Annotated in this window: 14 protein-coding genes; 6 read left to right on the top strand and 8 right to left on the bottom strand. The window is 65.6% G+C overall.

The genetic code is table 11. The annotated features are described in order from the left end of the window. Positions 1 to 317: 317 nt before the first annotated feature. Genes B0G69_RS16850 through B0G69_RS16860 form a run of 3 tightly spaced genes read left to right on the top strand, consistent with a single transcriptional unit; the run spans position 318 to position 8,201 of the window. The gene (locus B0G69_RS16850) at positions 318 to 1,715 is read left to right on the top strand and encodes an MdtA/MuxA family multidrug efflux RND transporter periplasmic adaptor subunit (RefSeq protein WP_121318800.1); all 1,398 of its coding nucleotides are present in this window, start codon (positions 318 to 320) and stop codon (positions 1,713 to 1,715) included. Between the two features lie 18 nt (positions 1,716 to 1,733). Further along, the gene (locus tag B0G69_RS16855) at positions 1,734 to 4,868 is read left to right on the top strand and encodes an MdtB/MuxB family multidrug efflux RND transporter permease subunit (protein WP_121318802.1); all 3,135 of its coding nucleotides are present in this window, start codon (positions 1,734 to 1,736) and stop codon (positions 4,866 to 4,868) included. Between the two features lie 3 nt (positions 4,869 to 4,871). Next, positions 4,872 to 8,201 carry an efflux RND transporter permease subunit gene (locus tag B0G69_RS16860; protein ID WP_121318804.1) on the top strand — a complete coding sequence of 1,110 codons (3,330 nt, stop codon included), beginning with the start codon at positions 4,872 to 4,874 and terminating at the stop codon, positions 8,199 to 8,201. Positions 8,202 to 8,271: 70 nt separating this feature from the next. Here the strand turns inward: B0G69_RS16860 and B0G69_RS16865 are convergent, their stop codons facing one another. From B0G69_RS16865 to B0G69_RS16875, 3 genes are all read right to left on the bottom strand, one after another. Continuing rightward, on the bottom strand, positions 8,272 to 8,736 hold the full coding sequence (locus B0G69_RS16865) for a hypothetical protein (protein WP_121318806.1): 465 nt from the start codon (positions 8,734 to 8,736) through the stop codon (positions 8,272 to 8,274). Positions 8,737 to 8,904: 168 nt separating this feature from the next. Then, the gene (locus tag B0G69_RS16870) at positions 8,905 to 9,465 is read right to left on the bottom strand and encodes a peroxiredoxin (RefSeq protein ID WP_121318808.1); all 561 of its coding nucleotides are present in this window, start codon (positions 9,463 to 9,465) and stop codon (positions 8,905 to 8,907) included. 176 nt (positions 9,466 to 9,641) lie between these two features. After that, a complete protein-coding gene (locus B0G69_RS16875) occupies positions 9,642 to 10,979 on the bottom strand; it encodes an EAL domain-containing protein (RefSeq protein WP_121318810.1) in 1,338 nt (445 codons plus the stop codon). 305 nt (positions 10,980 to 11,284) lie between these two features. Here B0G69_RS16875 and B0G69_RS16880 point away from each other — a divergent pair, with 305 nt between their 5' ends. Continuing rightward, positions 11,285 to 13,099: a sensor domain-containing phosphodiesterase gene (locus B0G69_RS16880; protein WP_121318812.1), complete on the top strand. Its 1,815-nt coding sequence runs from the start codon at positions 11,285 to 11,287 to the stop codon at positions 13,097 to 13,099. Positions 13,100 to 13,190: 91 nt separating this feature from the next. Then, positions 13,191 to 14,648, top strand: coding sequence for an HDOD domain-containing protein (locus tag B0G69_RS16885; RefSeq protein WP_121318814.1), 1,458 nt, complete (start codon positions 13,191 to 13,193; stop codon positions 14,646 to 14,648). Between the two features lie 194 nt (positions 14,649 to 14,842). Here B0G69_RS16885 and B0G69_RS16890 read toward each other — a convergent pair whose 3' ends face one another. Continuing rightward, positions 14,843 to 16,207, bottom strand: a complete 1,365-nt coding sequence (locus B0G69_RS16890; protein WP_121318816.1) for an EAL domain-containing protein — start codon at positions 16,205 to 16,207, stop codon at positions 14,843 to 14,845. Between the two features lie 264 nt (positions 16,208 to 16,471). On the opposite strand from B0G69_RS16890, the gene B0G69_RS16895 reads away from it, so the two are divergent. Next, positions 16,472 to 17,230, top strand: coding sequence for an acetoacetate decarboxylase (locus B0G69_RS16895; RefSeq protein WP_121318819.1), 759 nt, complete (start codon positions 16,472 to 16,474; stop codon positions 17,228 to 17,230). Positions 17,231 to 17,336: 106 nt separating this feature from the next. On the opposite strand, the gene B0G69_RS16900 is transcribed toward B0G69_RS16895, so the two are convergent. From B0G69_RS16900 to astD, 4 genes are all read right to left on the bottom strand, one after another. Further along, entirely contained in the window at positions 17,337 to 18,131 is a 795-nt protein-coding gene (locus B0G69_RS16900) for an ABC transporter substrate-binding protein (RefSeq protein ID WP_121318821.1), read from the bottom strand. Between the two features lie 161 nt (positions 18,132 to 18,292). Then, positions 18,293 to 19,354, bottom strand: coding sequence for a succinylglutamate desuccinylase (gene astE / locus B0G69_RS16905; protein WP_241991339.1), 1,062 nt, complete (start codon positions 19,352 to 19,354; stop codon positions 18,293 to 18,295). After that, positions 19,338 to 20,678: an N-succinylarginine dihydrolase gene (gene astB / locus B0G69_RS16910; protein ID WP_121318825.1), complete on the bottom strand. Its 1,341-nt coding sequence runs from the start codon at positions 20,676 to 20,678 to the stop codon at positions 19,338 to 19,340. Before astB ends, astE begins: the two co-directional genes overlap by 17 nt. A 9-nt stretch (positions 20,679 to 20,687) precedes the next feature. Next, complete coding sequence (gene astD / locus B0G69_RS16915) at positions 20,688 to 22,151, bottom strand: succinylglutamate-semialdehyde dehydrogenase (RefSeq protein WP_121318827.1); 1,464 nt, start codon at positions 22,149 to 22,151, stop codon at positions 20,688 to 20,690. Between the last annotated feature and the right edge of the window lie 2 nt (positions 22,152 to 22,153).

Raw genomic sequence — 22,153 nt, forward strand, 5'->3', positions numbered from 1 at the left:
TGTAACCTTCGTAATCAAAAGAAAAATAGCCGGGTGGACTGTTACAGACCGCGCAACGTAGGATCATGCATTCCCGCGCGGGGCGCTCGCCGGGCGAGCGCTTCCTGGCATCGGGAACGGCTCGGCAAACCTGTGAAGATGCCGCATTGCGTTAACATCTCTGTCCCGCGCCTCGGGTAGCATCGCGCAGAACCAGCGCGGCGCACCCGCCGTCGAAACCGCCTGTCATGCCGCCCCGCGTGCCGATTCGCCGAACCCCCGTAGCGGCGCAAGCGCGCGAACGGCTCACATCAAAAGCCAGCCACCTGACCGAACCGATGGACGAACAACAAAAGCACCCGGAATCCCAACGCCCCGCCGCTCCGGCTTCCCAACCGTCCTCCGGCGGCGCCCCGAGTGGCGCGCCCGGCGTGGTGAAAAGTCATCGTGGCCGCAACATCGCACTGACCATCGCGGCGTTGGTCATTCTCGGCGTCGTGCTGTGGCGCTGGCATCCGTGGGGCGGGCCTGGCGGCGCGAGCGGCGCCGGAGCGGCCAGCGGTGCGTCGGGCGCTCGCGCTCCGGGCGGCCGCGGCGGGCGCGGCGCGATGGCCAATATGCCGCAGCCGGTCCACGTGGCGACCGCGAGCCAGGGCGAGATGCCGGTGGTGCTGACCGCGCTCGGCACGGTCACGCCGCTCGCCACCGTCACGGTGCTGCCGCAGCTGAGCGGCGTGCTGCAGGACGTGTATTTCAAGGAAGGCCAGATGGTCAAGAAGGGCGACCTGCTCGCCCAGATCGACCCGCGCCCCTATCAGATCTCGCTGGCAAACGCGCAAGGTATCCTGGTGCGCGACGAGGCGCTGCTGCAAACCGCCCGCCTCGACCTGAAACGCTATCAGACGCTGCTCACGCAGGACTCGATCGCGAGCCAGCAGGTCGACACGCAGGCGTCGCTCGTGCGGCAATACGAAGGCACGGTGAAATCCGACAAGGCGAACATCGACAGCTTCAAGCTCGACCTCATCTATACGCGCATCACCGCGCCGGTGTCGGGCCGCGTCGGCTTGCGCCAGGTCGATCCGGGCAACTACGTGACGTCGAGCCTCTCCACCGGCATCGTCGTGATTACGCAATTGCAGCCGATCAGCGTGATCTTCACCACCTCCGAAGACAACCTGCAGCAGGTCATCCAGCACACGCTCAACGGCGAGCAGCTCTCGGCCACCGCGTATGACCGCAGCAACACCGTGCCGCTCGAAACCGGCTCGCTGAAGACCATGGACAACCAGATCGACACGACCACCGGCACGGTCCGGCTGCGTGCGGTCTTCCAGAACGAGAACACGCGTCTCTTCCCGAATCAGTTCGTCAACACGCGCCTTCTCGTCGATACGATCAAGGACGCGGTCATCGTGCCGACCACCGCCGTGCTCAACGGCTCGATGGGCCAGTTCGTGTACGTCGTGAAGCCGGACAACACGGTGACGGTGCGCCCGGTCAAGATCGGCCCCGTCGACGGCGAACGCACCAGTATCAAATCCGGCCTGCAGGTCGGCGAGCGCGTCGTGACCGACGGTTCGGACCGGCTGCGCGAAGGCTCGAAGATCACGATTCCGGCGGAGCGTCCGCGCGCCGCCTCCGGCACGCATGGCGCGAGCGGCGCGGCCGCGGCATCGGGCGCATCGGGCGCCCACGCGCGTCACGGCCGACATGCATCGCAAGCTTCGTCATAAAGGCACGGCACTTACCGCATGAATCCATCCCGCGCTTTTATTCTGCGTCCCGTCGGCACCGCGCTGCTGATGGCGGCGATCATGCTGGTCGGCCTCGTCGCGCTGCGCTTTTTGCCGCTGTCCGCGCTGCCCGAGGTCGACTATCCGACGATCCAGGTGCAGACCTTCTATCCGGGCGCGAGCCCCGAGGTGATGACGTCGTCGGTGACCGCGCCGCTCGAGCGGCAGTTCGGGCAGATGCCGTCGTTGAACCAGATGTCGTCGCAAAGCTCGGCCGGCTCGTCGATCATCACGCTGCAATTCAGCCTCGACCTGCCGCTCGACATCGCCGAGCAGGAAGTCCAGGCCGCCATCAACGCGGCGGGCAACCTGCTGCCGTCGGACCTGCCCGCGCCGCCGATCTACGCGAAGGTCAACCCGGCCGACGCGCCGATCCTCACGCTCGCGATCACGTCGAAGACGCTGCCGATGACCCAGGTGCAGGACATGGCCGACACGCGTCTCGCGCAGAAAATTTCGCAGGTCGCGGGCGTCGGTCTCGTGAGCCTGTCGGGCGGCCAGCGCCCGGCCGTGCGGATTCAGGCGAACCCGCGCGCGCTCGCCGCGTACGGTCTGAATCTGGACGACCTGCGCACCACCATCTCGAACCTGAACGTCAACACGCCGAAGGGCAACTTCGACGGTCCGACGCGCAACTACACGATCAACTCGAACGACCAGCTGACCGACGCCGAGCAGTACAAGAGCGCCGTGATCGCGTACAAGAGCGGCCGCCCGGTGATGCTGACCGACGTCGCGAACATCGTGCAGGGCGCGGAGAACACCAAGCTCGGCGCGTGGGTCGACAACACGCCCGCGATCATTCTGAACGTGCAGCGCCAGCCGGGCGCGAACGTGATTCAGGTAGTGGACAGCATCAAGAAGCTGCTGCCACAATTGCAGCAGTCGCTGCCCGCCGCGCTCGACGTGCAGATCGTCACCGACCGCACCACCACGATCCGCGCTTCGGTGCGCGACGTGCAGTTCGAACTGGCGATGTCGGTCGTGCTGGTGGTGCTCGTGATGTACCTGTTCCTCGCCAACGTCTACGCGACCATCATCCCGAGTCTGTCGGTGCCGCTGTCGCTGATCGGCACGCTCGCAGTAATGTACCTGTGCGGCTTTTCACTCGATAACCTCTCGCTGATGGCGCTGACCATCGCGACCGGCTTCGTGGTCGACGACGCGATCGTGATGATCGAAAACATCGCACGCTACGTCGAGGAAGGCGAAGCGCCGCTCGAAGCCGCGCTGAAAGGCTCGAAACAGATCGGCTTCACGATCATTTCGCTGACGGTGTCGCTGATCGCCGTGCTGATCCCGCTGCTCTTCATGGGCGACGTGGTGGGCCGGCTGTTCCACGAATTCGCGATTACACTCGCCGTGACCATCGTGATCTCGGCAATCGTATCCCTCACGCTGGTGCCGATGATGTGCGCGAAGCTACTGCGCCACACGCCGCCGCATGAGAGCCACCGTTTCGAAGCGAAGGCGCACCGTTTCATCGACTGGGTGATCGCCCGCTATGCGGTCGCGCTCACGTGGGTGCTCAACCGTCAGCGCTCCACGCTGGTCGTCGCGGTGCTCACGCTGGTGCTGACCGCCCTGTTGTACGTGTACATTCCGAAGGGCTTCTTCCCGGTGCAGGACACCGGCGTGATCCAGGCGATCACGCAGGCGCCGCAGTCGGTGTCGTTTGCGTCGATGGCCGAGCGTCAGCAGGCACTCGCCGCGCAAATCCTGAAGAATCCGGACGTGGACAGCCTCACGTCGTTCATCGGCGTGGATGGCAGCAACATCACGCTGAACAGCGGCCGGATGCTGATCAACCTGAAACCGCGCGACGATCGCAGCCACACGGCGAGCGAAGTGATCCGCCAGTTGCAGAAGGACGTCGCGCATATCGCCGGCGCGACGCTGTTCATGCAGCCCGTGCAGGACCTGACGATCGACTCGACCGTGAGCCCGACGCAGTACCAGTTCATGCTGACCGATCCGAACATCAGCGAATTCACGACCTGGGTGCCCAAGCTCGTCGACCGCCTGAAGCAGGCGCCCGAACTCGCGGACGTAGCCACCGACCTGCAGGACAACGGCCGCTCGGTGTTCATCGAAATCGACCGCGCCACTGCGTCGCGTTTCGGCATCACGCCGGCCACCATCGATAGCGCGCTGTACAACGCGTTCGGCCAGCGCATCATTTCCACCATCTTTACGCAGTCGAACCAGTACCGCGTGATTCTCGAAGCGCAGCCGGAAATGCAGCACTACGTCGAGTCGCTGAACTCGATCTACCTGCCCTCCTCCACGTCGTCGGGCGGCCAGGTGCCGCTGTCGTCGATCGCGAAGTTCATCGAGAAGCCCGCGCCGCTCCTGGTCACGCATCTGAGCCAGTTCCCGGCCACCACGGTGTCGTTCAACCTCGCGCCGGGATCATCGCTCGGCGCGGCGGTCAAGGCGATCACCCAGGCCGAGCAGGACGTCGGCCTGCCGGCGTCGTTCCAGACGCGCTACCAGGGCGCGGCGCTGGCGTTCCAGGCGTCGCTCACGAACGAGCTGTTCCTGATTCTCGCGGCCATCGTCACGATGTACATCGTGCTCGGCGTGCTGTACGAGAGCTTCATCCATCCGATCACGATTCTCTCCACGCTGCCCTCGGCCGGAGTCGGCGCGCTGCTCGCGCTGCTGCTCACCGGGCACGATCTGGACATCATCGGCATCATCGGCATCGTGCTGCTGATCGGTATCGTGAAGAAGAACGCGATCATGATGATCGACTTCGCGCTGTATGCGGAGCGCGAGGAAGGCAAACCGCCGCGCGAAGCGATCTACCAGGCGTGTCTGCTGCGTTTCCGGCCGATCCTGATGACCACGCTCGCCGCGCTGCTCGGCGCGCTGCCGCTGATGCTCGGCACCGGCGCCGGTTCGGAGCTGCGCCGCCCGCTCGGTATCGCCATTGCAGGCGGGTTGATCGTGAGTCAGTTGCTGACGCTGTTCACCACGCCGGTGATCTACCTCGCGTTCGATTCGCTCGGCCGCCGCGCGCGTGAGCGCTTCAATCGCGGTGGGCCGTCCAGCGGCACGACGCCGCCTGCGACCGATGCAGGGACCTGAGCGATGAATCTGTCGCGTCCGTTTATCTCCCGCCCGGTCGCCACCACGTTGCTGGCGATCGGCGTCGCGCTGGCGGGTATTTTCGCGTTCACGAAGCTGCCGGTCGCGCCGCTGCCGCAGGTCGATTTCCCGACCATTTCGATTCAGGCGTCGTTGCCGGGCGCAAGCCCGGAGACCGTGGCCACCAGTGTCGCGAGTCCGCTCGAACGGCATCTCGGCTCGATCGCCGACGTCACCGAGATGACCTCGACGAGCTCGGTGGGCTCGACGCGCATCACGATGCAGTTCGGCCTGAACCGCGACATCAACGGCGCCGCGCGCGACGTGCAGGCCGCCATCAACGCCGCGCGCGCCGATCTGCCGACCAGCCTGCGCAGCAACCCGACGTACCACAAGGTCAACCCCGCCGACGCGCCGATCCTGATTCTGGCGCTCACGTCGAATACCTTGCCCGCCGGCCAGTTGTACGATTCGGCGGCCACCGTGCTGCAGCAGTCGCTGTCGCAGGTGGAAGGCATCGGCGAGGTGGACGTGAGCGGCTCGGCCAACCCGGCTGTGCGGGTCGAACTGGAGCCGCATGCGCTCGCGCATTACGGCATCGGTCTCGAGGACGTGCGCGCGGCGCTCGCCGCGGCCAATGCGAACAGCCCGAAAGGCTCGATCGAGTTCGGCCAGAACCGCGTGCAGATCTACACCAACGACCAGGCAACCAAGGCGGCGCAGTACAAGGACCTCGTCATCGCGTATCGCAACGGCGCCGCGGTGAAGCTCTCGGACATGGGCGAGGTGGTCGACTCGGTCGAAGATTTGCGCAACCTCGGCCTCTTCAACGGCAAGCGCGCGGTGCTGGTGATCCTGTACCGTCAGCCGGGCGCGAACATCATCGAGACCATCGACCGCGTGAAGGCGATGCTGCCGCAACTGCACGCGTCGCTGCCCGCCGACGTCGACATTTCGCCCACCGCCGACCGCTCCCCCACGATCCGCGCGTCGCTGCGCGACACCGGGCGCACGCTGGTGATCGCAGTCGCGCTGGTGGTGATGGTGGTGTTCCTGTTCCTGCGCAACTGGCGCGCCACGCTGATTCCGAGCGTGGCCGTGCCGATCTCGATCATCGGCACGTTCGGCGCGATGTACCTGCTGGGCTTTTCGATCGACAATCTGTCGTTGATGGCCTTGACGATCGCGACCGGCTTCGTGGTCGACGACGCGATCGTGGTGCTGGAGAACATTTCCCGGCATATCGAGAACGGCGTGCCGCGCATGAAGGCCGCGTTTCTCGGCGCGCGCGAGGTCGGCTTCACGGTGCTGTCGATCAGCATTTCGCTGGTCGCCGTGTTCCTGCCGATCCTGTTGATGGGCGGCATCGTCGGCCGGCTGTTCCGCGAATTCGCGTTGACGTTGTCGCTCGCGATTGCGATGTCGCTGATCGTCTCGCTCACCCTCACGCCGATGATGTGCTCGCGCCTGCTGCGCGAGAAGCACGAGCAGAAGGAAGAAGGCCGCCTCGGGCGCTGGCTCGAACGCGGCTTCACGTCGATGCAGCGAAGCTACGAGCGCACGCTCGGCTGGGCGCTGCTGCATCCGCGCCTGATCGTGACGATTCTGCTGCTGACTATCGGTTTGAACATCTGGCTCTACATCATCGTGCCGAAGGGTTTCTTCCCGCAACAGGACACCGGACGCATGATCGGCGGCATTCAGGCCGATCAGAGCACGTCGTTCCAGGCGATGAAGGGCAAGTTCTCGCAGATGATGGACATCGTCAGCAAGAATCCGGCGGTGGAAAGCGTGGTCGGTTTCACCGGCGGCCGGCAAACCAACGCGGGCTTCATGTTCGTCTCGCTGAAATCGAAAAGCGAACGCAGCCTGTCCGCCGATCAGGTAATCCAGCAACTGCGCGCCCCGCTCGGCGACGTGGCCGGCGCACGCACCTTCCTGCAGCCGGTGCAGGACATTCGCGTCGGCGGGCGGCAATCGAACGCGCAATACCAGTTCACGCTGCTGGCGGACTCCACGCCGGATCTGTACCTGTGGGGGCCGAAGCTCACCGAGGCGCTGCAGGCGCGCAAAGAACTCGCGGACGTGAACTCCGACCAGCAGCAAGGCGGCCTCGAAGCGATGGTGACGATCGACCGCGCGAGCGCGGCGCGTTTCGGCATCAAGCCGGCGCAGATCGACAACACCTTGTACGACGCGTTCGGCCAGCGCCAGGTGTCGACCATCTATAACCCGCTGAACCAGTATCACGTCGTGATGGAAGTCGCGCCGCGATACTGGCAGAGCCCGGAGATGCTCAAGCAGATCTATATCAGCACGTCGGGCGGCAGTGCGAGCGGTGCGCAGACCACCAATGCGCCAGCGGGCACGGTCACGTCGGCGGCGACTGCCGCGGCCACGAGCACGACCACCAGCGCGACGACCGGCGGCACGGCGGGCACGACCGCATCGAGCACCGCGAGCATTGCCGCTGACTCGGCACGCAATCAGGCGATCAACTCGATTGCGACGAGCGGCAAGTCGAGCGCGTCGTCGGGCGCGGCCGTGTCGACATCGAAGGAAACCATGGTGCCGTTGTCGGCGATGGCGAGCTTCGGGCCGGGTACCACGCCGCTGTCGGTGAATCACCAGAGCCAGTTCGTGGCCTCGACGATTTCGTTCAATCTGCCGCCGGGCGTGTCGCTGTCCACGGCGACTCAGGTGATCTACGACACGATGGCGGAGATCGGCATGCCGGCGACGATCCACGGCAGCTTCCAGGGCACCGCCCAGGCGTTCCAGCAGTCGCTGTCCGACCAGCCGATCCTGATTCTGGCCGCCCTCGCGGCGGTGTATATCGTGCTCGGGATGCTGTACGAGAGCTACATCCACCCGCTGACGATTCTGTCGACGCTGCCGTCGGCAGGCGTGGGCGCATTGCTCGCGTTGCTGCTGTTCGGAACGGAGTTCAGCATCATCGCGCTGATCGGCGTGATTCTGCTGATCGGCATCGTGAAGAAAAACGCGATCATGATGGTGGACTTCGCGATCGAAGCGTCGCGGCAAGGCATGTCGTCGCGCGACGCGATTTTCCAGGCATGTCTGCTGCGCTTCCGGCCGATCATGATGACCACCTTCGCGGCGCTGCTCGGCGCGTTGCCGCTCGCGTTCGGCCACGGCGAAGGGGCGGAGTTGCGCGCGCCGCTGGGCATCGCGATCGTCGGCGGGCTGATCGTCAGTCAGATGCTTACGCTCTACACCACGCCGGTCGTGTATCTGTATATGGACCGGTTGCGCGTGCGGTGGGAAGCGAGAAAGGCGCGCAGAACGGGCGTGGCGCCGTCGTCGTCATAATTGGATTGAACTGCTGTGCCGTGGGTCGTGCCTTCATATGCACGACCCACGGCGGGCTGCACGATAAAGCTCAGAGCTTCTGCTCCACTGCCAGCGAAAAAATCCGCTGCCATTGCCTCGCCTGCTTCTCACCCGACATCGGCACGAGCCATTCGCCGTGCTTCGCGTCCTTGACCTTCACAGCCACCTGCGCTTGCCCTTCGCGGCCCCGTACTTCGGCTCCCAGCAAATCGGCGAAAATGTACGCCCCCCGCTCGTCGCCGACCTGAATCTCGCAGAACCGCTTGGCCGCAGCAAGCCGCACCGAACCCCAGCTTCCTTTGAGCTCGTGCGTCCAGTCGCCGTCGCGAACATTCGCAGCGACCTCCTGGCGGCGGCGCCACCCATACACGGCGGCGGCAATCAGCAGCAACGCAACCAGCGCCGCCACACCGACCGCCACGGCCAGCCCGAAGGCCGCCTGCAACGCATGAAACGCCCGCACCGCCCCGTACACCAGCGCGATCAGCGCAATCAACGCAACTACAATCGGCATCGCAAACTCACCCGGCAAAAAAATCCAGCCTAGCACAAGCAATGCCGGTTTCTAAGCGCAAAGGACCGTTGCGAATAACGCGCCTCCCGCGAGCAAACCGCGCCGAGGGCGGCTGACCGCCTGACAGATCGACTGCCGGGTTGTCCGCTGACTGGCGCCGGGCGCCGCTTACTGCTTATGCGCCTGCGCCCAGTCCTTCACCGCCTTGAGCGTATTCTCGACGTGCTTCTCCGGCGACAGGCTCGTGTACTCGTAGATGACCTTGCCATCGGGCGCGATCACGTACGACACGCGATTGGCCATCGAGCTATGCATCGGCATGCCGGCATCGTAGGCGCCGATCACTTTCGAATCGGCATCCGCCGCAACCGGAAATTTGCTGCGGCATTCGCTCACCGAAAACTTCGTCAACGTGTCGATGTTGTCGTGCGACACGCCGATCACCGTCGCGCCGTATTTCTTGTACTCGTCGACGGCGTCGGCGAACTCGTGCGCCTCGATGGTGCAGCCCTTGGTAAAGGCAGCCGGGTAGAAGTACAGCACCACCGGCCCTTTCTTCAACTCGTCGGCAAGCGAATAGGTGTAGGTCTTGCCGCCCAGCGACGCCTGCGTGGTGAACGGCGGCGCCGTGTCGCCAGGCTTGAGCGTCGCGCAGGCGCTCAACGAGTACACGGCGAATCCGGCCGACATGACGGCGGCCAGCGCCACCGATACGAATGTCCTCTTCATCTGCTCCTCCAGGCGTGACTGCACGCGTCGTTCAATGAGTCGAAATGAGTTTGACGAGTCGGGGGCAGCGGTTTCAACGCAGCCCCGGCCCCCCTTCGCGCTCTATTGGAACACGTACGCACGGAGTCCGTCATGCCACCGACAGACATCCGAGCGGCGCGCCGCGCCCAGCCGTCTCAGGTGGATGCTTGCGCGACGTGCGCGCCGAACCACGCCGCCGCCGACAGATTCAACTCCGACAGCACGTCGGGCGTCAGCGTCGCGAAACCGGCCGGCGCATCGGGCGCTGAAGCAATCGACGCGGCATCGCCGCCCTCGCCCGCCACTTCGGCGATCCGCAGCAACACGCCGAGTTCGCCGCCGCCCGACACGATCGCTTCGCGAATTTGCGGCGCGAGACCGAGCTTCTCCAGCACCGTGCGCGGCGTGCTGCCGACCACCACGTGGACCAGCGAAAAAATACCGGTCATGAAGGCGGCGTCGGCAAATTCGTCGTCGGATGGACGCAGCCAGTTCGCGGCCAGCTCCATGAAACGCGAGCGGGTGCCGGCCAGTTGCACCAGCGGATCGGCGCGCCAGGACAGATCACCGCTGTCCGCGTACAGCAGCAGCTGGGCCCAGCGCGCAATCTGCCGCGTGCCGGTGGCGATGATCGCCTCGCGCAGCGACGCAATGTTGCGCCCCAGCCCGAACGCGCTCGAATTGACGAGCCGCAGCAGTTGCACCACCACGCTCGGATTCAGCTTGAGTTCAGCCTCGAGTTCGGAGATGCCGGCATCGCAAGAAAGCAGTGCGAGCAGCCGCAACAGCCCCGGGCGCAGCGAGCGCCTGCGCGGCGCGGCCAGCACCTGCGGCCGCGCGAAGAAGTATCCCTGGAACAGATCGAAGCCGAGCTCGCGCGCAAGCGAGAAATCCTCGCGCGTCTCGACCTTCTCGGCCAGCAGCGTCTTGCCGTGGCCGCGCACGGTGGCGGCCAGTTCGGGGAGCGCGGCGCGGCGCGTCTCGAGAAAGTCGATCTTGACGATGTCGCAGTACGGCAGCGCCTCGATCAGCTCGTCCGACAGCTCGCTGACGTCGTCGAGCGCCACCTGGAAGCCCACGCGGCGCAACTCGCTGAGCCGGCGCGCAAGCGGCGCGTCGAACGTGACGGTTTCGAGGATTTCGAGCACGAAGCACTCGGGCGGCATCAGATGGACGATGTCGTTGAACAGCAGCGCACGATCGATGTTGACGAAGCCGCGGTGCGGCCCGAGCACCGCCGGCACGCCGATGCCGCCGAGCGTATGCGCGACCACCTGGGCGGTGGCCTGCGCGTCGTCGCCGACCTCGGCGTAGTTGTGTGCGCCGGTGCGGAACAGCAACTCATAAGCGTTGAGCGCACCGGCGCGATCAAGGATCGGTTGGCGGCCCAGGTAGACAAACTGCGCGGCACAGCCAGGCGGCGCCGCGTCGGCGAATGCGTCACGCACCTCGATGCGCCGGACAGGCGCCGCAGCAGTATGACATTCGGACATGGATCAACCGTGCAAGTATTCGGAAAGGCTACGCAGCAGCGACGTCATGGCCGGAACTGCACAACGGGGATTTGTTCTATTAACGGACGGCAAGCGGCGCCACTTTAACCGAATCGCGGCAAGACCGTCGCCAGCGCGTCCACGCGCATTCTTACCTGATGTTTTTTGCGTCAGCCGCTAAAGATTCTCCGGAGCGGGTCGTTATCTCGTTCTGATGGGGCGGCCTGATACCTCTCGACCGCCCGAACCCGCGGAACAACGCGCCGCCCCGCCTGCCAGACGAACACAGGTTGCCAGCGACAAACATGGAAGCGAACAGGATCATCGCGCCCCGCCGGGGCTCCTTGCGCACGGTCATCGACCGGCTTCGTGCGTTCGGCCGCGGCGCGGACAGCGCACCGAGGCGCGGCGCAAGCCGCGCGGCGCAACTGGAACAGGTGGTCGGCGCCGTCGATCTGCTTGCGCACGTCGACGATGCGCAGCGCTTCATCTATGTGTCCGACGCGAGCCTGCGCTTCATCGGCTATCACCGCGAGTATCTGGAAACGATCACGCTGCACGAACTCGTCGCACCGGCCGACGTGCCGCGTCTCGACGCGTTGCTCACGCGCGCCGCGACCTCCGGCAACGTCGAGAAGGCGACGCTGAGCCTGATCAAGTCGCTGACCTATCCGATCACCGTCGAACTGCGCGTCGTGCGCAGCAGCCACGACGGCATCGACGGCTACGCGATCGCCGGCTTCGACGTGTCGGCCTGGCGCGCCACCGAGGAACGTCTGACCCAGGCGCTGCATCTGGACCGCCTGACCAATCTGGCCAACCAGTCGGCGCTGCTGCCCGCGTTGCTCGACGCGCAGCATCAGGCCGACGCGCACGGCACGCCGGTCGCGCTGCTGCTGCTCGACATCGACGACTATCAGCGCGTGAACCGCGCGCTCGGCTACGACGCCGGCGACGAGATGCTGCGCGACACGTCGCGGCGTCTCATGAACATGACGAGCGCGAGCGAGACCGTGGCGCGCGTCGCGAGCGACGAGTTCGCGATCCTCGTGAAGCCCGCCGCCAGCCGCACCGACGCGGCCGCCGCCGCCGAGGCGCTGGCGCGGCGCCTGTTGACCGCGATCCAGCAGCCCTATGTGTTCAAGGGCCAGCAGGTGCATCTGTCGGCGAGCATCGGCATTGCGCTCTATCCCGACGTGCGCCACGCCAACGACACCGCCGCCCACGACACGCACCTGCTGCGCTGGGCCGACCACGCGCTGTTGCAAGCCAAGGCGGCCGGCGGCAACACGCTCGCGTTCTATGTGCCCGACGACAACCCCGCCGATGCCGAACGCCTGAAGCTCGAAGCCGATCTCTACGACGGCGTGCGCAACGGCGAGTTCTCGCTGCATTTCCAGCCGATCACGAGCAGCCGCACGCACGGCGTGGTCGGCGTCGAAGCGCTGATCCGCTGGTCGCATCCGGTGCATGGCCTCGTGCCGCCGTCGATGTTCATTCCGCTCGCGGAGTCGATCGGGCTCATCAACTTCCTCGGCAACTGGGTGCTGAAGGTCGCGTGCATGCAACTGATCCAGTGGGACGCCAAAGGCATCTCCCTGCAATACGTGGCTGTGAACGTGTCGCCGCAGCAGTTCCGCGACCCGCGCTTCAAGGACTCCGTGCGCGAGGCGATCGAGCTGACCGGCATCGATCCGCGCCGCGTCGTGTTCGAGATTACCGAGAGCCTGCTGATGCACGACCCGGCGCACGCGAAGGGTTTGCTCGAAGAACTGACGGCGATGGGCATCCGCTTCGCCGTCGACGATTTCGGCACCGGCTATTCGAGCCTCGCGTATCTACAACGGTTTCCGCTCGCCAAACTCAAGATCGACCGGAGTTTTGTCGAGAATCTGCTAACCTCGCGAAACGATCAGGCAATCGTTAGCGCGGTCGTCGGGCTGGCCCAGACGCTCGACCTCGAACTGGTTGCCGAAGGCGTCGAAACGGAAGCGCAACGCACGCTGCTCACCGAGATGGGCTGCGATCACATTCAGGGTTGGCTCGTCTGCAAGGCATTGCCCTCCGACGAACTCGCGCAGCGTTTCGAAATGCGCACGCTTCACCTGCACACCGCCTAGCCATGCAGGCGCGGCGCTTACGCGGTGGAACAAGCCGGCCCGAGGCCGGCGTGGCACTCATTGGAACATGTATGGTTTTTGCGGGACTCACATGGTAAAGGCGACAGTGCTCGACCGGCTCTGGACGCGCATGAGCGAGCGCGGCGATTTCCCGATGCTGTCGCAGTCGCTGCGTACCACCATGTCGGCAATGAACAACGACGATCTCGATTTCACGGGTCTCGTGCAGGTGGTGCTGTCGGATTTCGCGTTGACGCAAAAGGTGCTGCGCCTTGCCAACTCGGCGATGTACATGGCGTTCGGCGGCAACATCACGACCGTGTCGCGCGCGCTGATGGTGCTCGGCATGGACGCGGTCGGCCATCTCGTCGTCGGTCTGAAGATCGTCGATCACTTTCATCAAAGCGCGCCGCGACGCATCGACGCGAAACTCGAACTGAACCGCACGCTGCTGTCGGGCTGTGTCGCGCGCAAGCTGACCGAGCGCGGCGACCTGCGCGCCGGCGAGGAAGCGGTGGTCTGCACGCTGATGCGGCAGATCGGCAAGCTGCTGGTGGTGTTCTATCTGGACGCCGAGTGGGATCAGATTCGCCGTCATATCGACGACGGCACGCTCGAAGCCGATGCGTGCGTGCTGGTGCTCGGCGTGACCTTCGACGAGATCGGCGCGGAAGCCGCAGTGCGCTGGCGTCTGCCCGACATGATCCGCTCGGGCATGGGCGAGTTCGATCCGCATGACGTCGAGCAGCCGCGCCAGGTGCAGTGGCTGCGCGCCATCACCAACTACTCGACCGCGGTCGCCGACGTGCTCACCCAGCAGAACATGCCCGACTGGGAGCGCGAGGCGCGCATCGCCGAACTGGCGCAGGAATATAGCGGCGCGCTGAATACGGACCCCGACGTGCTGCTCGAGATGAGCGTCGCGCTCGCCCGCGAAGAAGGCGGCGATGGCGTGATGGCCGAGATCGTCGAGTTGCGCGCCAACGCGGATGCGATCGCGCGCGAGGCACTCAGCCCCGAGGCGCGCATCGCGGTGGGCGTCAAGGATCTGCGCGAGCTGCCCGCCGACAGCCCGCTCGCGCCGGCCCTCGCGATGGCGGCGGAAACCGTGCTGGCCGGCCTCGGCTTCGCACGCACGGTCGTGTTCGTCAAGCACAGCAACGGCACCTTCAAGGCGCGCCTCGGCCTCGGTCCGAAGATCGACGCGGCGCTGCCGAAGCTGACCTTCAATACCGCGTTCGAGCCCGACGTGTTTCATCTCGCGATTGCGAACTCGGTCGGCATCTTCATCGAGAATGCGCGCGATCCGAAAATGGTCGCGCGATTACCGGAATGGTTCCGCCGATCGTTCGACGACACCCGCGCCTTCGTGCTGCTGCCGGTCGTCGACGAAAGCGACCAGACGGTGGCGCTCTTATACGGCGACTGGTCGCATGCGCAGGAGCCGCGCCGCATCTCGCAGAAGGAGATGAGCGTGTTGAACGAGCTCGCGAAGGAGTTAGGCCGTTTTTTCGGCTTGGGGCAGATGCGGGAAATGGAGATGATGTGAAGACGTGGCGCGATCGTTGATCGCGGCGTTTCACTCTCGACTGTTCTGCATTTGCCCTGCTTCAAGGTTGTTCGTGCGAAACCGATGCGCGGTTTGCCAGGCTCTGCGCGGGCGCCAGATCCGTCGCGTGCGCTGCACGCCGCGGCCTCGGTCCTGGTCTTGACCCGAGGCTCAACGCTGCACGGGCATCGCCCTCAATCCTCGATCCTTTCCAACCCTTGCGCGCTGCGATCCGCGACGCCGGCCCACGCGCCGGCCGCGAGTCCCATCTGCGCGGCCTCCTCTACCGTCAGCGGCGGCAAGTGTTCGCACAGTGCGGCCGCCCGCTCCCACTCGCCGCGCTCCAGCGCCTCGACCGTACTCAGCACGCCCCCCAGCACGCCCTCGCGACGCAGGATCGCCGCCTGAATCGGACGCGACAGCGTCAGCACGTTCAACGTGCTTTCGAGCGAACCGCCGAACACCGCGTCGACGAATGAGAACACGCCGGTCAGAAACGCCGCATCGGCCTCGTCGCGGCCGGCTTCGGGCAAGCGTTCGATCGCCAGTTCCATGAAGCGCGCGCGGGTCGCCGCGAGTTGCAGCAGCGGATCGTCCTCGAGTGCGACCTTGCGGCCGTCGGCATAGAGCAGCAACTGCGTCCAGCGCGCGATGCGGTCGGTGCCGGTCGCGTTGATCGCATCGCGCAGCGTCGTCACCTTGTGACCGACGGCGAGCCCGCTCGAATTCGCCAGCTTCATCAGGTGCATCACCAGCAGGGGATTGAGCTTCAGTTCGGCTTCGAGTTGCGCGACGGTCGGGTCGCCGGCCAGCAATTGCAGCAGATTCAGCAGCGCATGGCGCGGCGCGCTGACACGCCGCGTCGCCGAGCTTTGGCCACGTGCGAAGAAATAGCCCTGAAAGCGGTCGAAGCCGAGCCCGTGCATCGCTTCGAAGTCGGCCTGCGCGTCGATCCCGCAAGCGAGCAGCAGCTTGCCCGCCGACTTCAGCACGCTCGCGAGCTTGGGCAGCAGCGCACGCGGCGCGCGCATGACGTCGATCTTGACCACGTCGACGTAGGGCAGCAGTTTGGCGAAGGTCTCGTTGGGCTGCGTCACCTCGTCGAGCACGAAGCGGTAGCGCCGCGTATGCAATTGCACGAGCCTTGCGATCAGTGCGTCGTCGACCTCGAGCGCCGGTGACAGTTCGAGCATGAATCGCTCGGCCGGCAACCGCAGAAGGGAATCGTCCAGCAGCATCTCGCGGCTGACGTCGACATAGGCCGGATGTCCGGTGAGCGCACCGCGCACGTCGCTCTGCAGCAGACCGCGGACGACGGCGCGCGCCACCCGTTGCGCCGGCGTGGGCGGGCGGCCCGGCAATGCATCGGGATGGGCTGCGTGGCTGGCTTCGGCCTCGTCCGCTTCGTCCACCGGCAACGCCGGTGCCCGCACCTTGATCTCGTAGCCGCACAGCATGCCGTCCCGAGTCAGAATCGGCTGGCGGGCAAAGCTGGCCAGCAGAGGCGCTTCGTCGGTTGCGCCGGTCTGGCTCAGAGTCTCGATGGCGATGGTGGTCATGGCGATCCCCGCGCAGCGCCTTTGGCGCTTCCCGTTGTATTTTGGTTTTAGCCGCGCCGTGGCGCGCGTTCGTCGAGCCGCTCAAACCCGTGGCGCCGACAATGTCCGGCCGATTTTAGCGCAGGCCGTCAGCCCTCGACATGTCAACGACGCAATATCTCGAAATAATTGACGAACGGTCGGCGGGGATGCCGGTCAAGGAATCGACGATACTCGGGTGGAGTGCAAAAGCGTTCCAACCGCCTTTAACCAGCAAGGAAAAACATGGACGTCAAAAGCGTGCTGTCAAATGCCTTCGCGATGCCGATCACGAGCCCGGCATTCCCGATGGGTCCGTACCGGTTCATCGACCGCGAATTCCTGATCATCACTTACCGCACCGACCCCGACAAACTGCGCGCGGTCGTGCCCGAGCCGCTCGAGATCGGCGAACCGCTGGTGCATTACGAATTCATCCGCATGCCCGACTCGACCGGCTTCGGCGATTACACGGAAAGCGGCCAGGTGATTCCGGTGTCGCTCAACGGCGTCGCGGGCGGCTACACGCTGGCGATGTATCTGGACGATCACCCGCCAATCGCCGGCGGCCGCGAATTGTGGGGCTTTCCGAAGAAGCTCGCGAACCCGGTGCTGGCGGTCCACACCGACACGCTGGTCGGCACGCTCGATTACGGCCCGGTGCGTATCGCCACCGGCACGATGGGCTACAAGCACCGGCAGCTCGATCTCGCGCAGCAGAAGAAACGCCTCGAAGCGCCGAACTTTCTGCTCAAGGTGATTCCGCACGTCGACGGCACGCCGCGCATCTGCGAGCTGGTGCGCTACTACCTGCAGGATATCGAGCTGAAAGGCGCCTGGACCGGACCGGCCGCGCTCGAACTGGCGCCGCACGCGCTCGCGCCGGTCGCGGAGCTGCCCGTGCTCGAGATCGTCGAGGCGCGCCATCTGGTCGCCGATCTGACGCTCGGGCTCGGCGAAGTGGCGTTCGACTATCTCGATCAGCCCGAGGCGAACGTGCGCTGAGCGGTGGCGGCGGCGGGCGTGGGCCGATACCGGAGCCTCCGTTTGCCGCAGGCCGAATGCAAACGGCCGCGATAGCGGCCGTTTGCATCGACAGTTTCGTCGCGTTTTAGCGCAGCACGACCTTCACGTCGAAGTACTTCGCGGCGAGGCGGTCGATCGTGCCGTCCGCCTTCAGGTCTTTCAGCGCCTGGTTGAGCGCATCCTTGAGTGCCGTGTCACCCTTGCGGATGCCATAGCCTACGCCCGCGCCGAGCAGCTTCTCGTCGGTGACGGCCGGACCCGCGAATTCGAAGCCCGCGCCTTGCGGCTTCTTCAGAAAGCCTTTCGAGGCCGCTTCCGCGTCCTGGAACGACGCATCGAGACGGCCCGATGCGAGGTCGGCGTAGATCTGGTCCTGCGTCTGATAGGGCACGACGTCGACGCCCGCCGGCGCCCAGCGCGCCTTCGCGTAAGTTTCCTGGATCGTGCCCTGCAGCACGCCGACGTGCTTGCCCTTCAGCGACGCCGGTGTCGGCAGCAGGCCGCTGCCCTTCTTCGCGATCATCTGGTTCGGGATCGTGTAGATCGGATCGGTGAACTCGACCGCCTGGCGGCGCTGCTCGGTGATCGTCATGTCCGAGTTGATCGCGTTGAACTTACGCGCCTGCAGTGCCGGGATCAGGCCGTCGAACGAATTCTCGACCCATACGCATTTGGCTTTCAGCTTCGCGCACACGGCGTTGCCGACGTCGATGTCGAACCCTTGCAACTCGCCGGACGGCGACTTCGATTCGAACGGCGCATACGACGCCTCGACGCCGAAGCGCACTTCCTTGATCTCCGCGGCCGACGCGGCGCCTGTCGTTACCGTCGCCGTCGCGAACAGCGCGAGCGCAGCCATGTTTCGCCAATTCATCTTCATTACGGGTGTTCCTCTACGGTATTGAATAAAACGGAGCCAGATCAGGGCGGCGAGGCTTGCTGCGCCGGAATGCGATCCAGACTCGTGCGGCCGGCTTGGTGCAGTGGACCAGCCGCGAGGCCGGGATTGTACAGGGTTCCGGGGAGACCTACCCCATCTGTCTAGACAAGTTGCGCCAGCGTCTGCTCCGTGGTCTCGACCACGAGCAGACCCGCGCGCAAGCCAGGCTTGACCGTCGCGTTCGGAAACACGATGCGCTCTTCGTCGTGGCGCACGGTGTAGCGATAGTCGCCGTCGCGCGCGAGCACGGTGTCTTTCGCGAACGGCGTGAAATTCGCGACGTCCGCCGCGAACAGCAACTCGAACGCTTCGCTCTGCTTGGTGAGTTGATCGATCACGGTGAACACGCGCGGCAGCGCGGCGTCGGCGTCGGCTTCGCCCTGCGTGCCGGCCAGCAGATGACGCAACGCGAGATCGGCGCCCGCGAAGCGCGTCAGATCGTTCTCGCCGAACGGGCGCACCTTGCCCAGTTCCAGCGTGCAGGCATCGGCGCCGCAAGCGTGCGCCGTGAAGTGCGAATACGTGGTGCCCTTGGTCGTGTGCAACAGCACCGCGCTGATGCGCGCTTGCCCGAGCCATTCGAACATCGCGCGCGAAAACGGCTTGCCGGTATGCGGCAACAGTGCGAATTGCTCGAACGCGGACGCGCGGATCGCCGTGTGCATGTCGATATGCCAACGCGCGCCGGGCGCATCCGGCGCCGCCGCGAAGAATTGCACCGCCGCCTGCTCCAGCGCCGCGGCGCGCGGCGCTTCGTGGCTCTGCGGCACTTGCAGATGACGCCCGCTGAAGAGCCGGTTCAGATCGTCGTCGCGATAGCGGAGCGCGTCGCGCATCGCATCGACGTTGCCGAGAATCACCATCAGGCGGCACGTCAGCGCGGCGCTGCCGTGCGCGATATCGCGCACGAGCAACGCCAGCAATTCGATCGGCGCGGTTTCGTCGCCGTGTACGCCGGCCGACACCAGCACGCTGCGCGTGCCCCGCTCACGCGCGGCGGGCTCCAGCACGAGCACGCCGTCGTCGAGCCACGACCAGCGCACGCCGTTTGCGCACACGCCCTGCGTTTCGTTCACGGCCGGGTGCGTGCCCGCCAGCGTATAGGCGAGGAAATCGTCGAGCATCAGCGGCACCGGCATTGCGTGCTCAGCGCTGGAAGTCATACAGCGAACCAAGGCCGAGAATCTGCGTCAGTTCGTCGAGCGCGGTGCGCGACTCGCGCAGCAATTGCGGATCGCTCAGATCGGCCGGTGCGAGACGGTCGCGATAATGCTTTTCGATCCACGTATCCAGACGGCCGAACAGCTTGTCGTCGATCCACACGCCCGGCGTGACCGCGGCGCGTTCCGCGTCGTCGAGCACCACACGCAGACGCAGACATGCGGGGCCGCCGCCGTTCTTCATGCTCTCGCGCAGATCGAACACCAGCACATCGTCGATCGGGCCCGCCTGCGAGCCCAGTTCGTCGAGGTAGGCCGCGACGCGCGGATTTTCGCGGCATTCCTGCGGCACCACCAGCACCTGCTTGCCGTCCGGGCGCGTCAGCAACTGGCTGTTGAACAGATACGACGTGACGGCGTCGGCCACGCTCACCTGCGCATCCGGTACTTCGATCACGTCAAGGCCCGCGCTCATCCTCGCGAGTTTGGTGCGCAACTCGTCATACACGGCGTTCTGTTCGACGAACGCGAGTTGATGGCAAAACAGCGTGTTGCGATTGCCGACCGCGATCACGTCGTTGTGGAACACGCCCGCGTCGATCACGTCGGGGTTCTGCTGCGCGAACACCGTGGCCGTGTCCGCCAGCCCATGACGATGCGCAACCGCGCGGCTCGCCTCGAAGGTCTGACGCGCGGGAAAGCGTTTCGGCTCCGGCCCGCGACGATATTCGCTGCGGCCATACACGAAGAACTCGACACCGCGCGCCGCATAGTCCGCGCAAAAGCGCGTGTGATTCGCCGCGCCTTCGTCGCCGAGCGCGGGCGTGCCGGGCAACGCCTCGTGCACCACGAAGCGATCGTTATCCGCGAATATCGCGCTCAACGTGCGGCGCGTCGAGGCATGCTCGATCGCACGATGCAGCTTGCTGCACAGATTGGCCGGCGTGAAATGCACGCGGCCGTCGTGTGTGTCGGCGGACGGGCTCACGGTCGCCGCGTTCGCGGTCCACATCGCCGAGGCCGAACTCGCGGCGGCGAGCAACTCCGGCGCGTCTTTCGCGACGCGCGCGATCACCGTCGCTTCGTCGCCGGAGAAGCCGAGTTCGCGCAACAGGCGCATCGACGGACGCTCCTGCGGCGGCAGCACGCCCTGGTGAAAACCGAGGTCGGCCAGCTGCTTCATCTTGCGCAGACCCTGGCGCGCGGCCGCCTTCGGATTCGCGATCGACTTCTCGTTGTTCTGCGACGCGACGTTGCCGAACGAGAGCCCCGCGTAGTTGTGGGTCGGGCCGACCAGGCCGTCGAAATTGGCTTCAGTGGCTTGCATCGTCGATCCTTAGAAATGAAGGCCCGGCGAAACGCTCGCGGGCATTTGCAGTTGCACGCTTTCGACGGACGCCATCGGGTAGGCGCAGTAGTCGGCGGCATAGAACGCGCTCGGCCGGTGATTGCCCGAGCGGCCCGGCCCGCCGAACGGCGCGCCCGACGACGCGCCATTGGTCGGCCGGTTCCAGTTGACGATGCCCGCGCGGATGGTGCGCTGGAAGTGCGTCCACTGCGCTTCGTCGTCGGCGAGGAGGCCCGCGGAGAGGCCGAACTCGGTGTCGTTGGCTTTGTCCAGCGCTTCGTCGAACCCGCCGTAGCGGACGATCTGCGCGAGCGGGCCGAAGTGCTCCTCGTCGGGCAGATCTTTCACGTTCGTCACATCGAGAATCGCCGGCGTGACGAAGCCGAGTTGCGGATCGCGCTGCTCCATTTTCAGCAGCGCTTGAGCGCCATCGGCGAGCAATCGTTCTTGCGCCGCCACCAGACGCGACGCGGCGCGCGCAGAAATCACCGCGCCCATGAACGGCTGCGGATCGGCGTTATATTCGCCGACGCTGATGCGCGAGGTGACATCGACGAGGCGTTCGACGAAGCGCGCACCGAATGCGTCGTTCGGCACGAAGATACGGCGCGCGCACGTGCAGCGCTGCCCCGCCGACAGAAACGCCGATTGAATCGTGTGATGCACGGCGGCGTCGAGATCGGCCACCGGGCCGATCACGAGCGGATTGTTGCCGCCCATCTCCAGCGCGAGCACGATCTCCGGCCGCCCGCCGAACTGTTTGTGCAGCAATGTTCCGGTGTCCGAACTACCGGTAAAGAAGAGCCCGTCGATCTGCCGGTGATTCGCGAGCGCAATGCCGGTGTCCTTCTCGCCCTGCACGAGATTCAGCACGCCGGCCGGCAAGCCCGCATCGCGCCAGGTCTGCACGGTGAGCGCGGCCACGCCGGGCGCGAGTTCGGACGGCTTGAACACGACCGCGTTACCCGCGATCAGAGCCGGCACGATATGCCCGTTCGGCAAGTGGCCCGGAAAGTTATACGGTCCGAACACGGCCACCACGCCATGCGGGCGATGCCGCAACACTGCCGTGCCGTCGGCCATCGCCGAGCGCTTCTCGCCGGTGCGCTCGCTGTACGACTGAATCGAGATCTCGACCTTCGCGGCCATCGACGCCGCTTCGGTGCGCGCTTCCCACAGCGGCTTGCCGGTTTCGCGGCCGATCGCTTCGGCAAGCGCTTCCTTGCGTTCGGTCACGAGCGCGGCGAAGCGGCGCACCACGCCGCACCGTTCGTCGAGGCTCAACGCCGACCACGCCGCGAAGCCACGGCGCGCGCTGCGCACGGCCCGATCGACGTCGTCCGCCGATGCGCTGTTGCCTTCCCACACCGTCGCGCCCGTACCCGGGTTGCGCGACGCGAATGCGGGTCCTGTGCCGGCGGCCCATTCGCCGTCGATGAAAAGCTCGCTCATGA

Source organism: Paraburkholderia sp. RAU2J, assembly GCF_003634845.1.
In the GTDB taxonomy this organism is placed as follows: domain Bacteria; phylum Pseudomonadota; class Gammaproteobacteria; order Burkholderiales; family Burkholderiaceae; genus Paraburkholderia; species Paraburkholderia fynbosensis.